This window comes from Propionibacterium ruminifibrarum, from assembly GCF_900289195.1.
Lineage (GTDB): Bacteria > Actinomycetota > Actinomycetes > Propionibacteriales > Propionibacteriaceae > Propionibacterium > Propionibacterium ruminifibrarum.
Window position 1 is genome coordinate 305,528 of the sequence record NZ_OMOH01000004.1, and the last position, 22,393, is coordinate 327,920.

Here is a 22,393-nt window from a genome sequence, read left to right on the forward strand (position 1 = left end):
CACTGACCCAGGGACCGGCGAGGGAGGAGAAACCATGAACACAGACCCGGTAGACGCCGAACCAGCCGCCTTTCAGCAGGGCACCGAAGGACCCTCGGCGCTGCGCACCCGTGTCGCCCTCTGGCGCCGGGTGCGCGCCGTGGTCAACGAGTTCGCCCCCGAGGGGGACGTCCCTGACGTCGGACGAATCAGCGTCACGATCAGTTCCGCGGTCATCGGGCTGTGCCTGGTGGTTCCACGGTACGAGCGCACCACCAGCCCGGCTGCCGAAAACACCGAGCTGCTCGAACAGACCGAGGGGCTGGTGTGACGGCGACCGCCGCGCACCGGGCGGCCGTTGGCGACGTCGGCTCCGGGGATGCTGCACCTATGGTTGGCGCTGTGAGCGCCGCACCGTCACCCGACCCGCACGTCGTCTGCCACCTGGACCGGCTCCTCGCGGCGCGCGGCATGACGCTCGTGGAGCTCTCCGAGCAGGTCGGGGTCACCGTCGTGAACCTCTCGGTGCTGAAGAACAACCGGGCGAAGGCCATCCGCTTCTCAACGCTCGTGGCGATCTGCGAGGCGCTGGGCTGCGAAGTCGGCGAACTGCTGGAGGTCACCACGGAGGAGGCGGAACCCGGTGCGCACGGCACTGAGGACTGATGCATCCAGGCGCGAACGCCGCTGAGCGCGTACGAACCCGACAGAACAACAGAGCAAGTGCTCCCGACAAAGAAGATGGGGACTCGGCCCCGACGGTGTCGGAGGTGTCCCCATCTGTCCCCGAGGGTATACAGCCGCTCGGATGAGCGTCCAGCAACCGGTGTTCTCACGTTGCTCGTGGCCTTCGACGCAGGGTTCCCGGGAAAAACCGCCTCACCCTCCACAGCTGCTACCTGCAGGGCTCACCCCCGTGTCGTCGAGGGCTACCTATGCCGACCGCATGATCATGTAAAGGCTCGGTCGTAGTTCCACACTCCCAACCACGTTAATCGCCCACCTACAGCTCACACCAGAGATCTCTGAACCTCTCCACGTAAGCGGTCAGCGCCTCGACGACGCGCGCCTTGCGCTCGTCATGGCTCTGGCCGGCTGCGGCCTTGCGGAAACGGGAGACTCTTGGGAGCAGCCGAGTGATCGCCGTGCCCTCGGTAGGAACAACTCCACTACGCAGGGCAGCGCCGATGAACTCCTCGGTTTCTGTCTCGTGGAGGCCTTCGGCGGTAACGATGGCGTCCAACTCTGCGGCCATCCGCGCCGCGATGAATTCCTTCCACTGCTCGTCCACCGTCCCGTTACTGGAGACGGACCTGACGAAGTCCTCGATGAGGTCCCGCTTGGAGTGGAGCGTGGGACTGGAGGCGATGGCGCGCGTGATCTCCACGGGGATCTCCCGGTCCTCGCCGTCGCCCCGCTGGGTGCGCTTGTCCTCGACGAGCCGCAGGATGTAGTCGACACCGACCTCTACCTGCTTGATGAGCTCGATCTCGAAGACGAGGTCCTCGTTGACGACTTCCTTTTCCGCCTCGGAGGCCGCGCGCATCTGGGCGTGGATCTCCAGGTACATGCTGGTGTAGTCGGCGAGGTCGGCGTCGTTGAGGCCACCCATGTTGTCCTCAGCGAACTCGTCGAAGGAGACGAGGATGTTCCGCAGCCTGAGGATCTGACCAAACAGCGTCACGAACTCCTTCTGGGCTTCCTCCGAGAGGATCACCTCACCAGGCTGCCACTTGCCGCGCAATAGCGCGACCTTGGCGATGAACTCCTCCAGGTACTCGCGGTAGGAGCGCAGGAGGATGGTGCCACTGGCGTTCTTGTTGCCGAACAGGGCGATGGCGGCATCTGTCTCGGCCTGAAGATTGCGGAAGCAGACGATGTTTCCGTAACTCTTGACGGCATTAAGGATGCGGTTGGTGCGAGAGAAGGCCTGAATGAGGCCGTGAGTACGCAGCGGCTTGTCGACCCACAGGGTGTTGAGGGTCTTGGAGTCGAAACCGGTGAGGAACATGTTGACGACGATGACCAGGTCGATCTGCCGCTTGGTGAGGCGCGCGGAGATGTCCTCGTAGTAGCCCTCGAAGCCTGAGAAGCTGGTGTCGTAGCTGGTTCCGAACTGCTGGTTGTAGTCGGCGATGGCGGCGTCGAGGAAAGCCCGGTCGTCGGCGGACAGTGCGGTTGGGTCGGTGGATTCCTCGGCGAGTGAGTCGCCGGGTGCTTCGGCGTTGGCAGCGTAAGAGTAGATGATGCCGACGCTGAGCCGCTGGTCGCTCGGCAGCCCCTGCTGCTGGCGGGCGAACTCCTGGTAGTAGGCGCGCGCGGCAGGGATGGAGGCGGTAGCGAGCAGTGAGTTGAAGCCGGCCAGGCGTTGTTGTCCGAGCGTGTAGGTCCGGTTGCGCCGGGTCTTCTGGTTGAAGTGCTCACGAATGTAGGTGACTACCTGCGCGATCCTCCCCGGGGCGAGGAGCGCCCGCTCGGTGTCGATGGCACTGACTTCCGCGTCGACGACGTCGTCGCGGCTGTGCACGGTGTCGATGTAGTCGATGCGGAACGGCAGGACGTTCTTGTCGCCGATGGCGTCGACGATCGTGTAGGAGTGGAGCTGGTCGCCGAATGCCTGGGCGGTGGTGCGCAGTTGCACGTTGCCGCTGGAGCCGGCGTTCTCGGCGAAGATGGGTGTGCCGGTGAAACCGAAGAGGTGGTAGTTGCGGAAGGCCTTGGTGATGGCGGTGTGCATGTCGCCGAACTGGCTGCGGTGACATTCGTCGAAGATGAGTACGACGTGTCCCGTGTAGACGGCGTGCTTACGGTTGCGACCAACGAAAGTGGACAGCTTCTGGATCGTGGTGACGATGATCTTGACCGTGGGGTCGTTGATCTGGGCTGTCAGCTGGGTGGTGGACTGGTTGGCGGAGACGGTGCCCTCGGCGAAGCGGTTGTATTCCTTGATGGTCTGGTGGTCGAGGTCTTTGCGGTCGACGACGAAGATGACCTTGTCGATCTCCTCCATTCCGGCGGCGAGCTTGGCGGTCTTGAAGGAGGTGAGGGTCTTGCCGCTGCCGGTGGTGTGCCAGATGTATCCGCCGGCGGCGAGGGTGCCTGTTTGACGGGCGTTGGTGGAGGTGTTGATGCGCTGGAGGATCGCCTCGGTGGCGGCGATCTGGTAGGGCCGCATGACCAGGAGTTTGCGGTCGGCGAGGGTGTCGGCGACGGTGAAGACGCAGTAGCGGGTCAGGACGGCGAGCAGTGTGTGCTTGGACAGGAAGGTGCGGGTGAAGTCGACGAGGTCGGTGATGCGCTGGTTGGTGGCGTCGGTCCACCAGGAGGTGAACTCGTATGCGTCCGATGTCGCGGCCTTCACCTGCCGCTGGGTGCCTCGGTTCTCGGTGACGTGGTCCTGGCGGGTGGTGTTGGCGTAGTACTTGGTGTAGGTGCCGTTGGAGATGATGAAGATCTGGACGTAGCCGAACAGGCCAGCTCCGGACCAGAAGGAGTCGCGCTGGTAGCGGTTGATCTGGTTGAAGGCCTCGCGGATGTCGACGCCGCGCCGTTTGAGCTCGACGTGGACGAGTGGGAGCCCGTTGACCAGGATGGTGACGTCGTAGCGGTTGGAGCGCGCAGCGTTGGTGGCGACGTACTGGTTGGTGACCTGCAGCCGGTTGTTGTGGATGTGCTGCTTGTCGATGAGGCGGATGTTCTTGGACTCGCCGTTGTCCCGGGTGAGGACCTGGACGTGGTCCTCCTGGATGCGTTGGGTCTTCTCTACGACGTCGAGCGCGCCTCCGGTGGTGAGGATGGAGTGCTCGAAGAAGCGCTTCCACTCGGCGTCGGTGAAGCGGTAGTCGTTGAGCATCTCTAGCTGGGTGCGAAGGTTCGCGATGAGTTCGGCTTCGGCGTTGTCGGGGCTGAACTGGATGTACTCGTAGGCCTGGTCCTGGAGCTGGGCGATGAAGGCGCGTTCGAGGTCCGCCTCGGACTGATAGGTTTTGCTGGTGCGTTCGCTCGGCTCGTAGGCGCCAACGACGGTGGACTCGTCGGTCAGGATGACGGGCTCAATGCGCACAGCACGGGCTTCGCGGATGGTCATGCTGACGCACCCTTCTCCGGGAAGGTCAGGAGCCTGTCCCGGTAGTACTCGTACTGCTTGCGCCGCGCCGCGATCTCCGCGGGCAGGCCGGAGTTCAGGTCGTTGACGAGGGCGTCGAACTTGTCGAGGATGTCCGCGATGCGTCGCTGTTCTTCCAACGGCGGAACAGCGACCATCGTCGCCCCGACAATTTTGGAGTTTAGGTTACTTACCGTCCCACTACCAACGCGCCGCGAAAAATCCGCCTGAATCGGCGCAGATCGCAATAAATGATACAGATAGTCGACATTAAAAGCATCTTGATAATCAGACAGGACGAGCCAGCCATCATGAACACAACCCTCAATCGCAGAAATGTATGGACGTCCATAACTCATAGAGTTCGACAATATGAAGTCATCGGGATAAACTCGGCGCGACTTAGCTGCACCAGCCTCCGTAATATACTGACGCGTACCCGTAACGAACTTATCCAACGGAGACACATCACCGATCTTTATCCAGGGAACACCGGAGCTATCCGCAAAGTACCGACGAATCGGCCGCGGGGAAGCTCCTCGAACAATCGAGAGTACGTCACCCAAGCGAACACTACGAGCATCTGGAAGTGACACGGTAAGGTGATCGCGATAATACGCGTATTGCGTCTTTCGCGCCTCCAGTTCCGCCTCCAGTTCCGCCTCCAGCTGGGTGAACTGGTCCAATATTCTCACAATTTCACGCTGTACCGCAAGCGGAGGAATCTGTACGACCATGCGAGCCAAGTCCTTGCCATAGACATTCGGAACCCCAGCAACCGAAGCCATTGCGTTGATCTCACGCTGCCGACGCCTAAGGACATGGAACAGGAACTTCGGAACAATACCCGAAGACTCATTAGGGTCCACAGAAAAAGCATTTGACACATAAATGGGTTCATTCCAGAAAGAAACAAATCCGGCATACGCACCAGAAGACGCGACAACAATAGTCTCACCGCGACGATTACTCTCGTCATGCCAAGCGCTCACATTCTGCGAACTGGTAACAACAGGTATTGTTCCTTCGTGTAACTCTGAAGCCTTTATCCATCGGCCACGGTTGAAAGTGCACAGGTCTCCCAGAGGAACTCCCATAACGCCGTCGGGGCACAGTTCCTTGACCAGGTCGTCGATGCGGCTCACTTGGCGCCCCCTTCCAGGTCGGCGACGATCGCGTCGATGCTGGCGCGCAGCTCGGCCTGGCGCGCCACGATGCGCGCAATCTCGGCGTTCAGCGCCACGATGTCGACCTCCTCGCGGGTGTCCTCCGCCTCCACATAAGCCGACACCGAGAGGTTGTAGCCGTTCTCGGCAAGCTGCTCGGCGCCTACCACAGCGGAGCGGTGCGCTATCACCTCACGCTTGGACACGGCGTCGACAATGAAGTCGCGGTGCTCGGCGGCGAGATGGTTCTTGTTGCCGGTGCGGACGAACTGGTCGGAGGCGTCGAGGAAGAAGACGTCGTTGGTGGTCTTCGACTTCTTGAGCACGATGATGCAGGTGCCGATCGTCGTGCCGAAGAACAGGTCGGGCGGCAGCTGGATGACCGCCTCAACGTAGTTGTTCTCGATCAGGTACTTGCGGATCTTCTGCTCCTCCCTGTCCCGGTACAGGACGCCCGGGAACTCGACGATCGCCGCTGTGCCTTTGACGTCCAGCCAGGACAGCATGTGCATGGTGAACGCCAGGTCGGCCTTCGACTTCGGAGCCAGGACGCCCGCGGGCGCGAAGCGGGGATCGTTTATCAAGGCCGGATCGTCCTTGCCGATCCAATGGGTTGAGTACGGCGGATTGGAGACGATCGCCTCGAAGGGCTCGTCATCCCAGTGCGCCGGATGCCGCAGCGTGTCACCGTGCGCGATGTTGAAGTCTGCGAAGTTGATGTCGTGGAGGAACATGTTGATGCGGCACAGGTTGTAGGTGGTCAGGTTGATCTCCTGGCCGAAGAACCCGCCACGCACGTTCTCCTTGCCGAGCACCTTGGCGAACTGGAGCAGCAGCGAACCCGAGCCACAGGCCGGGTCGTAGACCCGGTTGACGTTCGTCTTGCCGGCCACGGCGATGCGCGCGAGGACCTCGCTGACCTCCTGCGGGGTGAAGAACTCGCCACCGCTCTTGCCCGCCGAGGAGGCATACATGGTCATCAAGTACTCGTAGGCGTCCCCGAAGGTGTCGATGGTCGAATCGCCGTAGGACAGGTCGAGGTCCCCGACGGCATTGATGATCCGCACCAGCTTCTCGTTGCGCTGCGCGACCGTGGAGCCGAGCTTGTTGGAGTTGACGTCGACGTCGTCGAACAGTCCGCGCAGGTCCGACTCGGCTCCGGTACCGAAGGCCGAGAGCTCGATGTTCTTGAAGATCCTGGACAGCGTCTCGTTCAGGTTCTCATCGTGCGGCGCCCGCTCACGCACGTTGCCGAACAGCTCCGAAGGGGCGATGAAGAAGCCCTTCTCGTTGATGATGCCGTCGCGCGCCTCCCAGGCAACGGTGTCGCCCAGTTCCGCGTAATCGAAGTCATGGTCACCGGCGGCTCGCTCGTCGGCGTTGATGTACTCGGTGAGATTCTCCGAGATGAACCGATAGAAGAGGAAGCCCAGCACGTAGGCCTTGAAGTCCCAGCCGTCCACGCTCCCGCGCAACTCGTTGGCGACCTTCCAGATCGTCCGGTGGAGCTCGTCGCGCTCGGTCTCTTTGGTCACAGGTTCCTCGTCTCTTCGTTGGTGCGGCGCCGGAGTCGGGCACCACAGGACAGTGTCGCACCCCACCCCCGACACGAACACGAGGCACCCCAGCAGGTGGCCAAACTGTGTTCTGCACCGGCCAGTCACCTCGGGGCTCAGGGATCCAGCCACGCAGGTCGCGGAGGGTTACCCGTATACGGCTCGCGAACTCCGGCGCGCGCATTGTCCTCCCCCGCATCAGCGGGGACAACGCCACAAGAGACCTCACACTATGATTCATCCCCTGGACACCAGGGAACGGACGTGACGACGTCCAGCCTAGTCAAGCGGTACTCTTGAGTCATATCGCGCGGCCCCCTCTGCGCGGAAGACTCATGGTGTCGGGGGCATGTTCAGAGCGTCAGAAGGTGCCTGTCAAGAGTGCTGACGACCGTGATATGACCTCGAACAACAGCGGCAAGCGGCCTCAAGACGGAGCAAGGGCTCACAGGCCGTGGCGCCGCCTGGCCTGCTCCAGCACCGCGAGGTAGCCGGAGCGCTCGTACTCGTCGACCCGGGTGTCAGCGGGCACGGCGAGCATCCCCCGCAGCCGGCCCAGCGTGAGCTGGTTGCGGATGAGGTAGTGCCGCAGCCCGTTGACGAGTTCGCCGGCGTAGCTGGCTCCGTGCCGGACCAGCGCCGAAGTGGTCATCACGACGTCGGCGCCGGCGAGCAGGGCCTTGACCACGTCATCGGGGCCCGCCACGCCGCTTGCCGCGGCCAGTGAGGCCCTGACCTTGCCGTGCAGCGCCGCCAGCCAGGTGCGGGACAACAGCCCCTCGTCCTGGCCGGACAATCCGGCCCCGGCGACGACCTCCTTGCGGCGGATGTCGATGTCGGGCTGCAGGAAACGGTTGAACAGCACGAGCGCGTCGGCGCCGGCCTCGTCCAGCCGCAGCGCCATCTGCCCGAGGCTGGAGAAGTACGGCGAGAGCTTGACCGCGACCGGCACGGACACGACGTCCTTGACCGACTGGAGGATCTCCAGGTGGCGGTCCTCGACCTCGGCGCCGCTCATCGACAGGTCGCCGGGCACGGCGTAGATGTTCACCTCGATGGCCGACGCGCCGGCGTCCTGCATGCGGCGGGCGGTCGCCGTCCACTCGCCGCCCCGGAACCCGTTGAGACTCGCGATGAGCGGCACGGACAGTTCCCCGGCACCGGCCTCGAGCAGCCGCAGGTACGCGTCCGTCGCGGCCGGCTCATCGCTCTGGGACGCCGGAGGGGCCTCCGGCGATCCGGCCTCCTCGCGACGCACCTGCTCCTCGAACAGCGAGAACATGACGATCGCGCCGACCCCGGACTCCTCCAGCTCCTTCATGGAGTCGAGCGACTGCGACAGCGGACCCGCCGACGCCACCAGCGGCGACGGCAGGCGGAGCCCCATGTACTCCGTCGCGAGCTCACCGCCGGCCGGCGTGTCGACCTGGGCGCCCGCCTGCTCGACGGGCATGAGCAGATCAGTCGCGCCACTGCCCGCCGCCGACTTCGCGGCGGCGGACTCGGCGGCGGCCCTCAGGGCCTCGTTGAACTCGACGGCCATGTCAGTCGGCCCTCCGGGCCACGGAGGCGAACATCTCGGCCGGCCGCGAGGCCATCTCCTCGTAGTCGGCCCAGCGACGATTCACCTGCTCCTGGGCGATGTCGGTGAGGCGCCTGGCCTCGTCCGGGTCCGAGGTCATGAGCATCTTGTACCTCAGCTCGCCCTTGCGGTACTCCTCCAGCGGGATGCGCGGGCGGGCGGAGTCCAGCAGGAACGGGTTGCCCCCGGCGTTGCGCGTCTCGGGGTTGTAACGGAACAGCGGCCAGTGGCCGGAGGCCACCGCCTTGTACTGCTGTTCAAGGCCGAGCCGCATCGGGAAGCCGTGCGAAATGCAGTGGCTGTAGGCGATGATCAGGCTCGGGCCGTGGTAGGCCTCGGCCTCCCTGAAGGCCTTCAGCGTCTGCTCCGGGTCGGCACCCATGGCCACACGGGCCACGTAGACGTCGCCGTACGAGACGGCCTGCATGGCCATGTCCTTCTTGTTCGTCACCTTGCCCGCCGTGGCGAACTTCGCCACCGAGCCCATCGGCGTCGACTTGGACGCCTGGCCGCCGGTGTTCGAGTACACCTCGGTGTCGAGCACGAGCACGTTGATGTCACGGCCCGAGGCGAGCACGTGGTCGACACCGCCCGAACCGATGTCGTAGGCCCAGCCGTCGCCGCCGACGATCCACACCGAGCGGCGCAGCAGATTGTCGGCGACCGACCGCAGGTCCTCGACACGGAGGCGGGTGGTCTCGTCGAGCGCCGGGTCGGCCGCCATGCCGGCGAGCCTCTCCTTGAGGGTCTCGACGCGCCGGGCCTGGGCGCGCAGCTCGGACTCGAAGGACTGCTCGGCGCCCAGCAGCGCGTCGACGAGTTCGTCGTCGGCGATCAGCGGGCGCAGTTCGGCGAGGCGCTGGCAGGCCAGTTCGTGGTGCAGGTCGGCGGCCATGCGCATGCCCAGACCGAACTCGGCGTTGTCCTCGAACAGGGAGTTGCTCCAGCTCGGGCCGCGTCCCTCGGCGTTCTTCGCCCACGGGGTGGTCGGCAGGTTGCCGCCGTAGATCGACGAGCAGCCGGTGGCGTTGGCCACCTGGGCGCGGTCGCCGAACAGCTGGGTGAGCAGCTTGAGGTACGGCGTCTCACCGCAGCCCGGGCAGGCGCCGGAGAACTCGAACAGCGGTTCGAGGAACTGGGTGCCGCGCACCGAGCCGAAGTTCACCCGGGTGCGCTGCGGGTTCGGGATCTTCTGGAAGAACTCGACGTTGGCGCGCTCGTTCGTGCGGTCGAGCACGGACTCCAGGTTGATGGCCTTGCGCTGGGGCTGGCCGATCGGGCGCACCGGGCAGGCCTCGACGCACAGGCCACAGCCCGTGCAGTCCTCGGCGAAGACCTGCAGCGTGTACCGGGTATCGGGCAGGCCGGCGGCGTCCAGGGGCATGGACTGGAAGCCGGCCGGTGCGGAGTTGAGCACGCCCGGTTCGTAGTACTTGGCGCGCAGCACGCCGTGCGGGCAGACGAACGAGCAGTTGCCGCACTGGATGCAGTTCTCCTCGTCCCAGACCGCGATGATCTCCGAGACGTTGCGCTTCTCGAAGCGGGTGGTGCCCGAGGGGTAGGAGCCGTCGGCCGGCACCTTGGAGACCGGCAGGGTCTCGCCGCGCTCGGTCATCATGGCGGCCGTGACGTCCTTGACGAAGTCAGGCGCGTTGTCCGGCACCGGCGGCAGGTAACCGGTCGTACTCGTCACCTGGCCGGGCACCTCGATCCGGTGCAGGTGCTCCAGCGCAGCGTCGACGGCGGCGTGGTTCTTGTTCACGATGTCCATCGACTTCTTGGCGTAGGTCGCGGTGATCGAGTCCTTGATGGCCCTGATCGCATGCTCGGCCTCGAGCACGCCCGAGATCGCGAAGTAACAGGTCTGCAGCACCGTGTTCGTACGGTTACCCAGGCCAGCCTGTCGGGCGACGGCGCCGGCGTCGATCGCGTACACCTGGAGTTCGAGGTCGATGATCTTCTGCTGCATCGGGGCGGGCAGCAGGTCCCAGACCTCCTCGGCCGGGTAGGGCGAGTTGATGAGCACGGTCGTGCCCTTGCGGGCGAAGACGAGGACGTCGATGCGCTCCAGATCCGCCCAGTGGTGGACGCCGATGAACCCGGCCTGGGTGACCAGGTAGGGGGCCTTGATCGGGTCGGGCCCGAAGCGCAGGTGGCTGGTGGTGCGCCCGCCGGACTTCTTCGAGTCGTAGACGAAGTAGCCCTGGGCGTAGATGCCCGGCTCGTGGCCGAGGATCTTGATGGTGTTCTTGTTGGCGCCGACGGTGCCGTCCGAGCCGATGCCGTAGAAGACGGCGCGCTGGGTCCGCGGGTCCTCCAGGTCGACGGTGTCGTCCCACGGGATCGACAGGTTCGTCACGTCGTCGGTGATGCCGATGGTGAAGCGGCGCTTGGGCTTGTCCTTGGCCAACTCCTCGAAGACGGCGGCGCACATGCCCGGCGTGAACTCCTTGCTCGACAGGCCGTAGCGGCCGCCGGTGACAAGAGGCAGCCAGGGGCGCTCGCCGGCCGCGTAGGCCTCGGCCAGCGTGGTGGCCACGTCGAGGAACAGCGGCTCACCGTTGGAACCGGGTTCCTTGGTGCGGTCGAGTACGGCGACCCGGCGCACCGTGGCGGGCAGGGCGTCGAGCAGCTGGGCGGCCGGGAACGGGCGGTACAGGCGTACGACGAGCAGGCCGACCTTGGCGCCCTGCTCGTTGAGCCTGCTAACGGTCTGCTGGACGGTCTCGGCCCCCGATCCCATGATGACGATGACGCGTTCGGCGTCGGGCGCACCGTAGTAGTCGACCAGGTGGTACTGGCGGCCGGTCAGCGCCGCGAAGTCGTCCATGGCCTCCTGAAGGATGGTGGGGACGGCGTTGTAGTACTTGTTGGCGGCCTCGCGCCCCTGGAAGTAGACGTCGGGATTCTGCGCCGTGCCGCGGATGAACGGATGCTCGGGGCTGAGGGCGCGCTCGCGGTGGGCGCGGATGAGCGAGTCGGGCACCATGGAGCGCAGCTCGTCGTCGGTGAGCTGGATGCACGTATTGAGCTCATGGCTGGTGCGGAACCCGTCGAAGAAGTGCATGAACGGCACGCGCGAGCGCAGCGTGGCGACCTGAGCGATGAGCGCATTGTCGTGGCACTGCTGGACACCGGTTGAGCACAGCATCGCCCAACCGGTCTGGCGGCAGGCCATGACGTCCTGGTGGTCGCCGAAGATCGACAGCCCCTGGGCGGCCAGGGACCGGGCCGCGACGTGCATGACCGTGCTGGTGAGTTCGCCGGCGATCTTGTACATGTTCGGGATCATGAGGAGCAGGCCCTGGCTGGCGGTGAAGGTCGTCGACAGCGCACCGCCTTGCAGCGCGCCGTGCAGCGCACCCGCGGCACCGCCCTCCGACTGCATCTCCATGACGTGCGGCACCTGGCCCCAGATGTTGGGACGGGCCTTGGCCGCCCATTCGTCGGCCAGTTCGGCCATCGGGGAACTCGGCGTGATCGGGTAGATCGAGCAGAGCTCGTTGATGCGGAAGGCGACATCGGAGGCGGCGGTGTTGCCGTCGCAGATCATCTGGTTGCGGCGATCGCGCTCCTCCCGGGTCTCCCTGACCTCCTCGACGGCGTCCTCGGCGCCTTCGGCGATGTCGACCGGCGAGGGGGTGGCGGTGGCCGCCTCGCCGGTGGGGATCGAGTTGTCGACCGACATGGCGTCGGAACCTGGGACTGGGCGGCGGGTGGTTGTCGTGCTCATGTCAATCACCTCTCCGGGATCATTTCAATGGCGTGGACGGGGCACTGCTCGTAGCAGGTGCCACACCCGGTGCACTTCTCGTAGTCGAAGCGGTAGCGGTGGCCCTTGCCGAGTTTGATGATGGCGTCCTCGGGGCATGACCCGAAGCAGCCGTCGCATTCGAAGCAGTTGCCGCAGCTGAGGCAGCGGCGGGCCTCGAAGATGGCCTCCTCCTCGGTGAGGCCCTTGACGACCTCACCGAAGTCGATGCGCTCGCTCGGGTCGAGCTCGGCCTGGACCTCGCGCGGGTGGTCGCCGAAGTACCACAGGTGCAGGTCGTCGAAGTGGACGATCGGGTGCTTGACGCGCGGGCTCGGGGCCAGGTGGTTGAGCCAGGTGTCGATCTGCCGGGCGGCGCGCTTGCCGTGCCCGACACCGACGGTGACCGTGCGCTCGGAGGGGACGGCGTCGCCGCCGGCGAAGATGCCGGGCACGTCGGTCATGAGTGTCGTGGGGTCGACGCGGACGACGTCGCCGTTGAACTGCATCCCGGGGATCTTCTGCAGGAAGCCGGTGTCCGCGACCTGACCGACGGCCATGATGACGGTGTCCGCAGCGAGCCGCTCGAACTGTCCGGTGCCGTGGGGCCTGCCGTTCTCGTCGAGTTCCATGATCTCGACCTCGACGCCCTCGGCGTCCATCTGGTTGATGGTGCGCAGCCAGTGCATCTGCACGCCCTCACGCTCGGCCTCGTCGAGTTCCTCCTTGTGGGCCGGCATCTGCTCCTCGGTGCGGCGGTAGATGATCACCGCGTCCTCGGCCCCGAGGCGCCTGGCCACGCGGGCGGCGTCCATGGCCGTGTTGCCGCCGCCGTAGACGGCGACCCGGCGGCCGATGACCGGCTTGTCGCCGCTGGCGACACCGCGCAGGAAGTCGACGGCGTCGACCATGCGGCCGGCGTCCATGCTGGGGATCTCGACGCGGCGCGACAGGTGCGCGCCGATGGCGACGAAGACGGCGTCGAAGTTGCCGTCCCGCTGCTCCGCCAGCAGGTCCTCGACCGGATGATTGAGGACGATCTTGACGCCCAGTTCCTCGATGCGGGCGATCTCGACGTCCACGACGTCGCGCGGCAGCCGGTACTCGGGGATGCCGTACCGCATCATGCCGCCCGCCTTCTCGCCCGCGTCGTGGATCTCGACCTCGTGACCGAGACGCGCCAGGTGGTAGGCGGCGGACAGGCCGGCGGGGCCCGCGCCGATGATCAGCACGCGATAGCCGGTGTTGTTGCGGGGACGGTTGAACTTCCAGCCGCGCTCGATGGCCATGTCACCCAGGTAGCGCTCCACGGAGTGAATCGAGACGGACTGGTCGAGGTCGCCGCGGTTGCACGCGGTCTCGCACGGGTGGTAGCAGACGCGGCCGTGAATTGCCGGGAATGGGTTGTCGCGCACGAGCTGACGCCAGGCGTTCTCGGGGTCGGTCTCCTTGACCAGGCGCAGCCACTCCTGGCAGTTCTCGCCCGCGGGGCAGGCGTTGTTGCACGGCGGCAGCAGGTCCACGTAGATCGGCATGCGCGTGCGCACCGGACCCACTCGGCCGGCACTGGACGCAAGGTCGGGGAGCATCGTGATGTCGCTGCGCTCGGTGGTCATGGCGAACCCTTTTCCTTTGCCTCGTCAGCGGGACTCCACAGTGAGCGGGGCCTCGTTGAACCCGCGCCAAGAACCCCGCATCAGTCGCAGGACCTTGGCCACTGACTTTCCGGCGGGCCTGCGGGGGACCTGGGTCCACCACAGGTAACGGACCGGCTTGGTCCCAAACTACATCAGAATGCGTGGAAAGTAACCCCCGGCGGCTTGGGTTCTTGGTATTTTTTCTGGCTCGCAGGGAGTTATTCACGGTCCAGTCACGACGCCGGCAGAATCACCCTCCGCTCCGAGCCACCGGGTATTCACGGTGCCATTACGGTGAGGCTCGCCTTAATTACTTCATCGACCATCAATGCCGCCCCATTGACAACCGCGATCCGGGGAGAATTATCGGAACTGCCGCCACGAACGAACTGAAAAGGAAAGCCTCGCCTTGGCAAATGCGAGGGGCCGGAGTCGAGAGGAGCCCCGGCCACACGTTTACGAGACACCCTGCCACCGCGCTGCGAGCCGGGTCGGCGACATGAGAATCGCAAGGGCTCATTCTTGATACGTTGATGTCGTGATGCGATGATGTGTTTATGCGGACAACTCTTGACCTCGACGACAAGGTTCTGGCGGTGGCCCGTGAACGAGCGCGACGCGAAGGGATCTCCCTGGGGCGTGCAGTGTCTCAACTGGCCCTGCTGGGCATCACCGGCACCTCGTTCAAGACCGGGAGCCGAGGCGTCCCTCTGTTCGCCCCACCACCGGGAAGCAACCCCCACCCGGTCACGCCTGAACTCATCGAACAGCACCGTGACGAAGACGAGTGAAACCCATGACGCGGCATCGGACACGACTCCTCGACGTCAATGTCGTCATCGCATTGTCCCTGCCATCCCATGTTCATCACGAGATCGTCACGGCCTGGTTCGAGGACGTCAGGGACTGGGCGACCTGTCCGATCACGCAGTCGGCGTATGTACGACTGCTGCTCAACCAGAATGTGACGGGGTTCCGGATCGCGCCGGGCGACGTTCTTGCCGGACTGGCCGCCCTGTGCGCCGTGGACGGACACGAGTTCCTGTCCGATGACGCACCGCTGAGTGAGCCCCTGATCGACTTCTCCGTCCTGTCCGGCAGCAAGCAGATCACCGATCTTCATCTCGTCGACCTGGCGGCCCGGCATCGCGCGGTTCTAGCGACAATGGACAGCCGGATCCCGGACGCGCTCACCCCCGATGACCGCAGGCATGTGGAACTGATCCCCGTCTGAGCGGGAAGGGCGTTCGGCGCGGCCAGGACCACGAAGGGGCCGGCCGTCAGCCGATCTGCTTGAGGGCCTCGTCCAGGCGGTCGAGCTTGCCGGTCATCTCGCCGGTGAAACCGGTGTGGATGTCGGCCTTGAGGACGAGCGAGACACGCGGACTCACCGCTGCCACCGCCTCGCAGGCGTCGTGAATGACCCCCATGCACTCGTCCCAGGTGCCCTCGATGTTCGTGAACATCGAGTTGGTCTCGTTGGGCAGCCCCGACTCGCGGACGACCTTCACCGCCGCGGCCACCGCATCGTGGATGTAGCCGTGGGCGTCGTCGCCGCCGGCTGGGCTGATCGCAAAGGCAACAAGCATGACACGAGACTACGACACCCGCCCGCCCCTCCGGGAGCCCCTGTGGCCCTGGACTCCAGGAGCCCTGCGTGCCAGAGTGTGGCCCATCAGCCGAGGGACTCACTCCCGATCCGGTCATCACCGTCCTTGAATCCGGTCATCACCGTCCTTGAGGGGAACGATCATGTCAGAACGAACCGCTCGCATCCTCGGCAGCACCGAGCCCGCGCGACGCCACGTCGGGACGGCGCTCCTCGTCGGCGCCATAGCCGGCCTCTTCTCGGCCATCGTCAAGTTCGGTTGGGAGGTGCCCTTCCCGCCCCGCACGCCCGAACGTAACGCCACCAACCCTCCCCAGACCATGCTTGAGCAGTGGTTCGGCATGAGCCCCGAGCAGTCCCATACGACCGTGTCCTTCAACCTCAACGACACGCTCCCGATCTACTCCTTCATCGTCCACTTCGCCTTCTCGATCGCCGTCGCGCTCTTCTACTGCGTGGCGGCCGAGTACGTCCCCAGGATCAAGCTGTGGCAGGGCGCGGCGTTCGGCCTGCTCGTCTGGATCGGCGCGCACCTCGTCCTCATGCCGCTCACCGGCATCGTCCCCTCGCCCTTCCCCTGGGTGGACGGCGGCCAGACCTGGTCGGAGCACTTCTCCGAGGCTCTCGGCCACATCGTGTGGATGTGGTCGATCGAAGTCGTCCGCAGGGACCTGCGCAACCGCATCACGCACGAACCGGACGCCGAGATCCCCCTGGCAGCCGCCACCCGCTAGGACCGGTCCGGCAGCACCGGCCTTCAGACCCGCACCGCCGAGCGGAGCCCGACCCGCCGGTCGCAGGCCTCGACCAGACCCGGGTCGTGGGTGATGACGAGCACCCCGGCGGCCCCGACACCCGCCCACACGTCACCCATGAGCGCCTCAGCCGTGTCGTGGTCGAGGTGCTCGGTGGGCTCGTCCAGGATGACCAGCCGGTTTCGGTCGCGGCTCACGAGCAGACGCGCCATCGCCACCCGGCGAGCCTCACCGCCGGAGAGGGTCGCGCCGGCCTCCCCCACCTCGCGGTCGGGGTTCATGGCCCGCAGGCCGGCCGCGTCGAGGGCGGCACGCACCTGCTCATCGGTGGCGTCCTTGTTCCCGATCCGCACGTTCTCGGTGATCGAGGTGGCGAAGATGTGGGCGTCCTGGGCGAGGTAGCCGATGCCGGACGGTGCCCTCATCCGGCCACCGCGCGGGGGGATGAGGCCCATGACGGTGGCGGCCAGGGTCGTCTTGCCGGCTCCGGACGGTCCGGTGAGCGCCACCCGCTCGCCGGGGTCGATGCGCAGGCTGACGGGTTCGGTGACGATCGGCCCGTCGGGCCAGCCCACCTGCAGGCCGTCGAGCTCGAGTTCGCGCACGCCGTTGTCGACGCCTATCTCCCGGTCGCCGCGGCCCACGGGCTCAGCGGTCATGATCGCGAGCACCCGGCTCAGGGCCGTACGGGCCCGGGTGAGGCTCTGCGCCGCCTTGATCAGGTCATTGAAGCTCTCGTTGAGGGCGAGTGGCGTCAGGACGAGGACGGCGAGTTCGCGACGGAGTAGCGTCCCGGCCATGACGGCACGCCCGCCGATCAGCAGGCCCCCGGTGACGGCGATGCCGCACAGGAGCATCTGGCCGGCGGCGGCCAGGCCCCGGGTCCAGGCCGCGCGGGCCTCGGCGGCGGCCAGCCGGCCGTCGATCTCCTGCAGCCGGGCCAGGGCGGTCCCGGCGCCTCCGTAGGCGACCAGTTCTGGAGCGCAGCGGGTCATCTGGCGCACCTCGTCGCCCAGATCCCCTCGTAGGGGGATGACCGCGCGGTCGGCCTGCTCGGACAGCCGCTGGCCCAGCCAGGGCAGGACGAAGCCGGCGAGGGCGCTCGTGACGAACAGCAGCACGGCTGCGGCGGGCGAGAAGGCCCACATGACGGCGCTCGCGGCGACGACGACCAGCCCCGAGCCGAGGAAGGGCACGAGCACGCGGACGACGATGTCGAGTACGCCCTCGACATCGGCGGTGACGCGCACCAGCAGGTCGCCGCGGCGGCGGCCCAGCAGCGTGGTGCGGGCGAGCCGGGCGAAGATGGTCTCGCGAAGGGCGCTCTCCATGCGCAGGGCCAGGTCGTGGCCGAGCAGGCGCTCGGCGTAGCGGAAGGCGCCTCGCCCGATGCCGAAGAAGCGCACGAGCACGGCGGCGGCCATCAGGTGGAGCACCGGCGGGTGCTCGGCGGCGCGGCTGAGCAGCCAGCCGGCCACCCCCATCAGACCGACGGACGACCCGGTCGCGCAGACGGCGAGCAGGGCGGCGCCGGCCAACCGCGCGTAACCGGCCGGTACCACCGCGAGCAGGCGCCCGACGAGCCGGGCCGGTGTCTCGACGCGGCACTGCGACGGGTCGAGGCCGGGTAGCCGGTTCCTCTCGGGGGGCCTGCGGTCCAGGGCGTGCGGGTGGCCGCCGTTGGCGAGAAGGAAGGTGTCCTCGTCCGCGCCGGACCCGGGACCGTCCACTGGTCCGGGCTCCGCGGCAGTCCCGGTCTCGGCCCGGGGCGCCGGCTCGGTGGGCGCCGGGGGCATGGCGACGGTGACGACCTGATCGGCCGTCTCCATCATGGCCGGCCGGTGCGAGATGACGATGGCGGAGGCGCCGCTGGAGCGCACGGCGGCGATGGCGCGGGCCTCGGTGTCCTGGTCGAGGCCGGCGGTCGGCTCGTCCAGGACGAGGAGCCCGGCGCCCCCCAGCTCGATGCGCAGCAGGGCCCGGGCGAGGGCGACACGGCGGCGCTCCCCCGAGCTGAGCCCCTCGCCCTCATCGGCCACGCGGTGGTCGAGGGTGAGCGCCTCGCCCCCGGCACGGTCGAGGGCCGCGCGCAGCTGCAGGTCGTCGGCGGCCGGGAAGCCGGCGCGGATGTTCTCGGCGATCGTCCCATTGAGCATGGCCGGGTCCTGCGAGACGTAGGCGATGCGGGCACGCCACGAGTCGAGGTCGATCCGCGCCAGGTCGACGTCGCCGACGAGGACGCGTCCGCTCGTGGCGGGCTGGAAACCCATGAGAACGTTGAGGGCGGTGGATTTCCCGCCGCCGGAGGGCCCGGCGAGGACGAGCACCTGGCCGGGGTCGAGGCGGCAGCTGAGTGGGGCGAGAGCCGGGCCGGCGGCCCCCGGATAGGTGACCGACAGGTCGTCGAGGATCACCGGCGCCCGGGCCGGGTCGGGCGCCGGGACCGTGCCGCCGGATGCGTTCGCCTCGGCCCGCTCGATGATCTCGAAGGCCTGGGCGGCTGCCGCGGTGCCGTCGGCGGAGTCGTGGAAGTGGACACCGACCTGACGGATCGGCAGGTAGACCTCGGGGGTCAGGATCAGGACGAACAGCGAGGTGCGCAGGTCGAACTGGCCGGCGACGACGCGCATGCCCATCGAGACGGCCACGAGCGCCACGGACAGGGTGCTGAGCAGTTCGAGGACGAAGGACGACAGGAACGCCAGGCGCAGGGTCCGCATCGTCTCGGTGCGGTGGGCGCGTTCGGTGCGGCGCAGGCCCTCGAGCTGGGCGCGGGCGCGACCGAAGACCTGCAGGGTGGGCAGGCCGGCCACGAGGTCGGCGAAGTGGTTCGACAGGCGGGTCTGCTGGGTGAAACGCCGGTCGACCTGCTTGGCGGTTGCGATGCCGATGAGCGCCATGAAGACCGGGATGAGGGGGATCGTCACGGCGATCATGACTGCCGAGCGCAGGTCCTGGGTGAGGATCGCGACGCCGATGATGAGCGGCACGCTGGCGGCCATCATGAGTTGCGGCAGATATTTCGAGTAGTAGCCGTCGAGGGCGTCAAGCCCCTGCGTGACGAGCGTGATGAGCGTGCCGGAGGGCGCCGACGCGTCGTTGGGTTGCTGCAGGCGGGCCCGCATGACGTCGGTACGAAGCTGGGACTTCACGGCGGAGCAGGCGCGATGGGCGAACAGCTGCGAGACCCAGTTCAAGATGGCGCGTGCGGCGAAGACGGCCAGCAGCAGGACCGCGGTGCGCGCGATACCGTCCATGTCGCCGGTGTCGACGACGTGTGCGACGCCGTCTGCGATGAGCCGCGCCTGGGCGAGCACGAGGAAGGCCGTCGCCACGCCGACCAGCGCGATCGCGACGAGGAAGAATCTCGTCGCCCTGGCCCGCCTGATCAGGCGCGGGTCGAGTGGGCTCGGCATCGGCCGGTCTCCTCCCCCAGTCGTTCCGCACTGCCGCCGTGGGCCCTCGCACACGATTTTTCACGATGATACCCATGAAAATAATGTCGGCAGGGCAACTCCCAGTGAGACCGTACCTGCATGGTCCCGCCGCCGGCGACTCACGTCCAATCCGTCGCCGGGACCTCGTTGGGCTCGTTCTCGTGCTCGGGCAGTTCCCGGCTGCTGATGCGCTTGCGGAAGACCCAGTAGCTCCAGATCTGGTAGCCCAGGACGACCGGCACGATGCAGACCGCGAAGATCGTCATGAGCCGCAGGGTGTGCGGCGAGCTCGACGCGTTGACCATGGTGATCGGGTTGGTCGGGTCTTCGGAGACGAAACCGAGCGTGCCGTAGAGCTTGGTGAAGACCATGACGAAGAAGGTCACGATCGACACCCCGGTGAAGAAGAAGGCCCGCCCGTTGCGCTCGGCGCGCTGGGCCAGCACCGCTGCCGTCAGGGCGAGGACCGAGCCGAGACCGCCCGCCCACATCACGACGGCGGCCGGGGTGCCGAGGTAGGGGTTCTCGCCGGCGCCGTGGACGGAGCAGGCGGCGAGCACGAAGACGGCGAGGACCGCCACGGTGATCGGGCCGAGGGTCCGCAGCACCGTCATGGCGCGCTCACGCACATCACCGTAGGTCTTGAGGGCCAGGAAGACCGCGCCGTGGGTGCAGAACAGCAGGACGAGCAGCACCCCGCCGAGCAGGCCGAACGGGTTGAACAGGCTCCAGAAGCCCCCCGTGAACAGATTGGGCGCCCCGAAGGCGGCACTCGTGTCGGGGGCGACGGGCAGGCCGCGGACGAGGTTCGCGAAGCCGATGCCGAGCACCAGCGTGACGATGAACGAGCCGGCGCTGGCGCAGGTGTCGAAAGTGTTCCGCCATCGGTCGTCGGGCATCTTGGCGCGGTACTCGAAGGAGACCCCGCGGGCGATGAGCCCGACGAGGACGAGGAAGAGCGGGAGGTACAGGGCGCTGAACAGTGTGGAGTACCAGCCGGGGAAGGCCGCGAACATGGCGCCGCCGGCGGTCAGCAGCCAGACCTCGTTGCCGTCCCAGACCGGGCCGATCGTGTTGATCATGACGCGGCGCTGCCTGGGGTCCCGGCCGAGCACCGGGTAGAGCATGGCGACACCGAAGTCGAAGCCCTCGAGGAAGAAGAACCCGGTCCACAGCAGGGCGATCAGGAAGAACCAGACGATCTGCAGTGGGCCCGCGTCGAGCGGGATCTGCAGGGGAACCATGGTGGTCAGCATGGGTCGGTCACCTCTCAGTACGCGAAGGACATCGGGCGGTCGGTGTCGCTCGCGGCGGGAGCGACCAGTTCGGGCAGACCTTCCCTGATCGTCCGGATGAACAGCTTCAGCACGACCACGGCCACGGCGGCGTAGATCAGCGTGTACAGGACCATCGTGAGGAGCACGTCGAGTGCGCTGTTGCCCGGTGAGACGCCGGCGGCGGTGGGCAGGACGCCATAGACGATCCAGGGTTGACGGCCCATCTCGGTGAAGATCCAGCCGAAGGAGTTGGCGAACAGCGGCAGGAACGGCAGACACACCATGACGGCGGTGTAGAGACGGCCCCCGCCGGGGACACGGCCGGCGCGGGTGAGCCACAGCATGACGGCACCGATGCCGATGGCCAGGCAGCCGAGGGCGATCATGAGGCGGAAGCTGTAGAAGCTCACCATCACGTTCGGCACCGGGTCGACCGGCATGTCCCTGAGTTCGGCGGCGAATGCCTCCTGCAGCTGGTTGACCTCGCCGTCGTTGTCCCGGTAGCCCTCGTCGAGGTACTGCTGGCGCAGGTCCTGGATGCCCTGGACGGTGGCGTTCGGGTCGTGCTGGGCGAGGACCGACAGCACGTAGGGCACCTCGATGCTGAGCACCTTGTGGTAGGTGGTCTCGGCGCCCTCGCCCTCGGTGGTGATGATGGCGACGATGGAGAACGGCGCGCCCTCCTCGGCCTCGATGAGTCCCTCGGACGCGGCCAGTTTCATGGGCTGGTACTGGGTCTCGACCTGGGCCTGCAGGTCACCCGAGACGAGGGTGGCGGCGCCGGCGAACAGCAGCACCCAGGCGCCCAGGCGGGCGGACTTGCGCCACGTGTCGACGTCGGCCTGCCCGCCTGCGTCGGCCAGGGCCTCACGCCGCTTGGCGGCGAGCCACCAGCCGCTCACGCCGAGCAGCAGGGCGCCGGCGACCATGAGTGAGGCGCCGATCTGGTGCGGGAAGGTGGCGAGGAAGAAGGGATTGGTGAGCACATCGGTGAAGCTCGACAGCTCGGCGCGTCCCGCCGCCTCGTTGTAGACGGCGCCGACCGGGTTCTGCATCCAGCAGTTGGCCGACAGGATGAAGGCGGCCGAGGCGGTGCTGCCGAGGGCGACGAGGTAGATGCAGGCCAGGTGCAGCGCCCTGGGCAGCCGGTTCCAGCCGAAGATCCACAGGCCGATGAAGGTTGACTCCATGAAGAAGGCGATCAGGGCCTCGAGCGCCAGGGGTGCGCCGAAGATGTCGCCGACGAACCGTGAGTACTCCGACCAGTTCATGCCGAACTGGAACTCCTGCACGATGCCGGTGACGACACCGGCGGCGAAATTGATGAGCATGAGCTTGGCGAAGAACTTCACCAGGCGCAGCCATTGGTCGTCTCGCGTACGCATCCAGGCGGTCTGCATCCCGGCGATGAGCCAGGTGATGCCGATGGTGATGGGTACGAAGAGGAAGTGGTAAACGGTGGTGATGCCGAACTGCCACCGCGAGAGAACCTCAGCGTCCATGGCAGGCAGGCTAGGCCCTGCGACACCCTGACGCAAA

At 66.7% G+C, this 22,393-nt stretch carries 15 protein-coding genes and 1 pseudogene; 5 read left to right on the forward strand and 11 right to left on the reverse strand.

Going from position 1 to position 22,393, the window contains the following annotated elements:
• The first annotated feature begins 34 nt into the window (after positions 1–34).
• Positions 35–310, forward strand: a complete 276-nt coding sequence (locus tag PROPJV5_RS06665) for a hypothetical protein (RefSeq protein WP_119715549.1) — start codon at positions 35–37, stop codon at positions 308–310.
• A 71-nt stretch (positions 311–381) separates the two neighbouring features.
• Positions 382–645, forward strand: a complete 264-nt coding sequence (locus PROPJV5_RS06670) for a helix-turn-helix domain-containing protein (RefSeq protein WP_275403704.1) — start codon at positions 382–384, stop codon at positions 643–645.
• Positions 646–982: 337 nt separating this feature from the next.
• On the opposite strand, the gene PROPJV5_RS06675 is transcribed toward PROPJV5_RS06670, so the two are convergent.
• From PROPJV5_RS06675 to PROPJV5_RS06700, 6 genes are all read right to left on the reverse strand, one after another.
• Entirely contained in the window at positions 983–4,066 is a 3,084-nt protein-coding gene (locus tag PROPJV5_RS06675; RefSeq protein WP_119715551.1) for a type I restriction endonuclease subunit R, read from the reverse strand.
• Positions 4,063–5,229, reverse strand: a complete 1,167-nt coding sequence (locus tag PROPJV5_RS06680; RefSeq protein ID WP_182858606.1) for a restriction endonuclease subunit S — start codon at positions 5,227–5,229, stop codon at positions 4,063–4,065. The genes PROPJV5_RS06675 and PROPJV5_RS06680 overlap by 4 nt, the downstream gene beginning before the upstream one ends.
• Positions 5,226–6,785, reverse strand: a complete 1,560-nt coding sequence (locus PROPJV5_RS06685; RefSeq protein ID WP_119715552.1) for a type I restriction-modification system subunit M — start codon at positions 6,783–6,785, stop codon at positions 5,226–5,228. Before PROPJV5_RS06685 ends, PROPJV5_RS06680 begins: the two co-directional genes overlap by 4 nt.
• Positions 6,786–7,251: 466 nt before the next feature.
• Positions 7,252–8,259, reverse strand: coding sequence for a dihydroorotate dehydrogenase-like protein (locus PROPJV5_RS06690; protein WP_275403705.1), 1,008 nt, complete (start codon positions 8,257–8,259; stop codon positions 7,252–7,254).
• 91 nt (positions 8,260–8,350) lie between these two features.
• A complete protein-coding gene (nifJ, locus tag PROPJV5_RS06695; protein ID WP_119715618.1) occupies positions 8,351–11,941 on the reverse strand; it encodes a pyruvate:ferredoxin (flavodoxin) oxidoreductase in 3,591 nt (1,196 codons plus the stop codon).
• Between the two features lie 185 nt (positions 11,942–12,126).
• Positions 12,127–13,755, reverse strand: a complete 1,629-nt coding sequence (locus PROPJV5_RS06700; RefSeq protein WP_119715554.1) for an NAD(P)-binding protein — start codon at positions 13,753–13,755, stop codon at positions 12,127–12,129.
• Positions 13,756–14,333: 578 nt separating this feature from the next.
• Between PROPJV5_RS06700 and PROPJV5_RS06705 the strand changes: the two genes are divergently transcribed.
• Both PROPJV5_RS06705 and PROPJV5_RS06710 read left to right on the forward strand, forming a co-directional pair.
• Positions 14,334–14,567 (forward strand): DUF2191 domain-containing protein, encoded by a 234-nt coding sequence (locus PROPJV5_RS06705; protein WP_119715555.1) that lies wholly within the window; start codon positions 14,334–14,336, stop codon positions 14,565–14,567.
• 5 nt (positions 14,568–14,572) lie between these two features.
• A complete protein-coding gene (locus PROPJV5_RS06710; RefSeq protein ID WP_119715556.1) occupies positions 14,573–15,010 on the forward strand; it encodes a TA system VapC family ribonuclease toxin in 438 nt (145 codons plus the stop codon).
• 46 nt (positions 15,011–15,056) lie between these two features.
• Here the strand turns inward: PROPJV5_RS06710 and PROPJV5_RS06715 are convergent, their stop codons facing one another.
• Positions 15,057–15,365, reverse strand: coding sequence for a thiamine-binding protein (locus tag PROPJV5_RS06715; protein WP_119715557.1), 309 nt, complete (start codon positions 15,363–15,365; stop codon positions 15,057–15,059).
• A 163-nt stretch (positions 15,366–15,528) separates the two neighbouring features.
• On the opposite strand from PROPJV5_RS06715, the gene PROPJV5_RS06720 reads away from it, so the two are divergent.
• Positions 15,529–16,119 (forward strand): YagU family protein, encoded by a 591-nt coding sequence (locus PROPJV5_RS06720; RefSeq protein WP_119715558.1) that lies wholly within the window; start codon positions 15,529–15,531, stop codon positions 16,117–16,119.
• Positions 16,120–16,142: 23 nt separating this feature from the next.
• On the opposite strand, the gene cydC is transcribed toward PROPJV5_RS06720, so the two are convergent.
• From cydC to PROPJV5_RS06735, 4 genes and pseudogenes are all read right to left on the reverse strand, one after another.
• Positions 16,143–17,711, reverse strand: coding sequence for a thiol reductant ABC exporter subunit CydC (gene cydC / locus PROPJV5_RS12720; RefSeq protein WP_420812720.1), 1,569 nt, complete (start codon positions 17,709–17,711; stop codon positions 16,143–16,145).
• A gap of 234 nt (positions 17,712–17,945) precedes the next feature.
• A pseudogene (cydD, locus tag PROPJV5_RS12725) lies at positions 17,946–19,556 on the reverse strand (thiol reductant ABC exporter subunit CydD); the annotation flags it as partial.
• Positions 19,557–19,696: 140 nt separating this feature from the next.
• A complete protein-coding gene (cydB, locus tag PROPJV5_RS06730) occupies positions 19,697–20,821 on the reverse strand; it encodes a cytochrome d ubiquinol oxidase subunit II (protein WP_420812721.1) in 1,125 nt (374 codons plus the stop codon).
• A 26-nt stretch (positions 20,822–20,847) separates the two neighbouring features.
• The gene (locus PROPJV5_RS06735; protein ID WP_119715561.1) at positions 20,848–22,356 is read right to left on the reverse strand and encodes a cytochrome ubiquinol oxidase subunit I; all 1,509 of its coding nucleotides are present in this window, start codon (positions 22,354–22,356) and stop codon (positions 20,848–20,850) included.
• Positions 22,357–22,393: the final 37 nt, after the last annotated feature.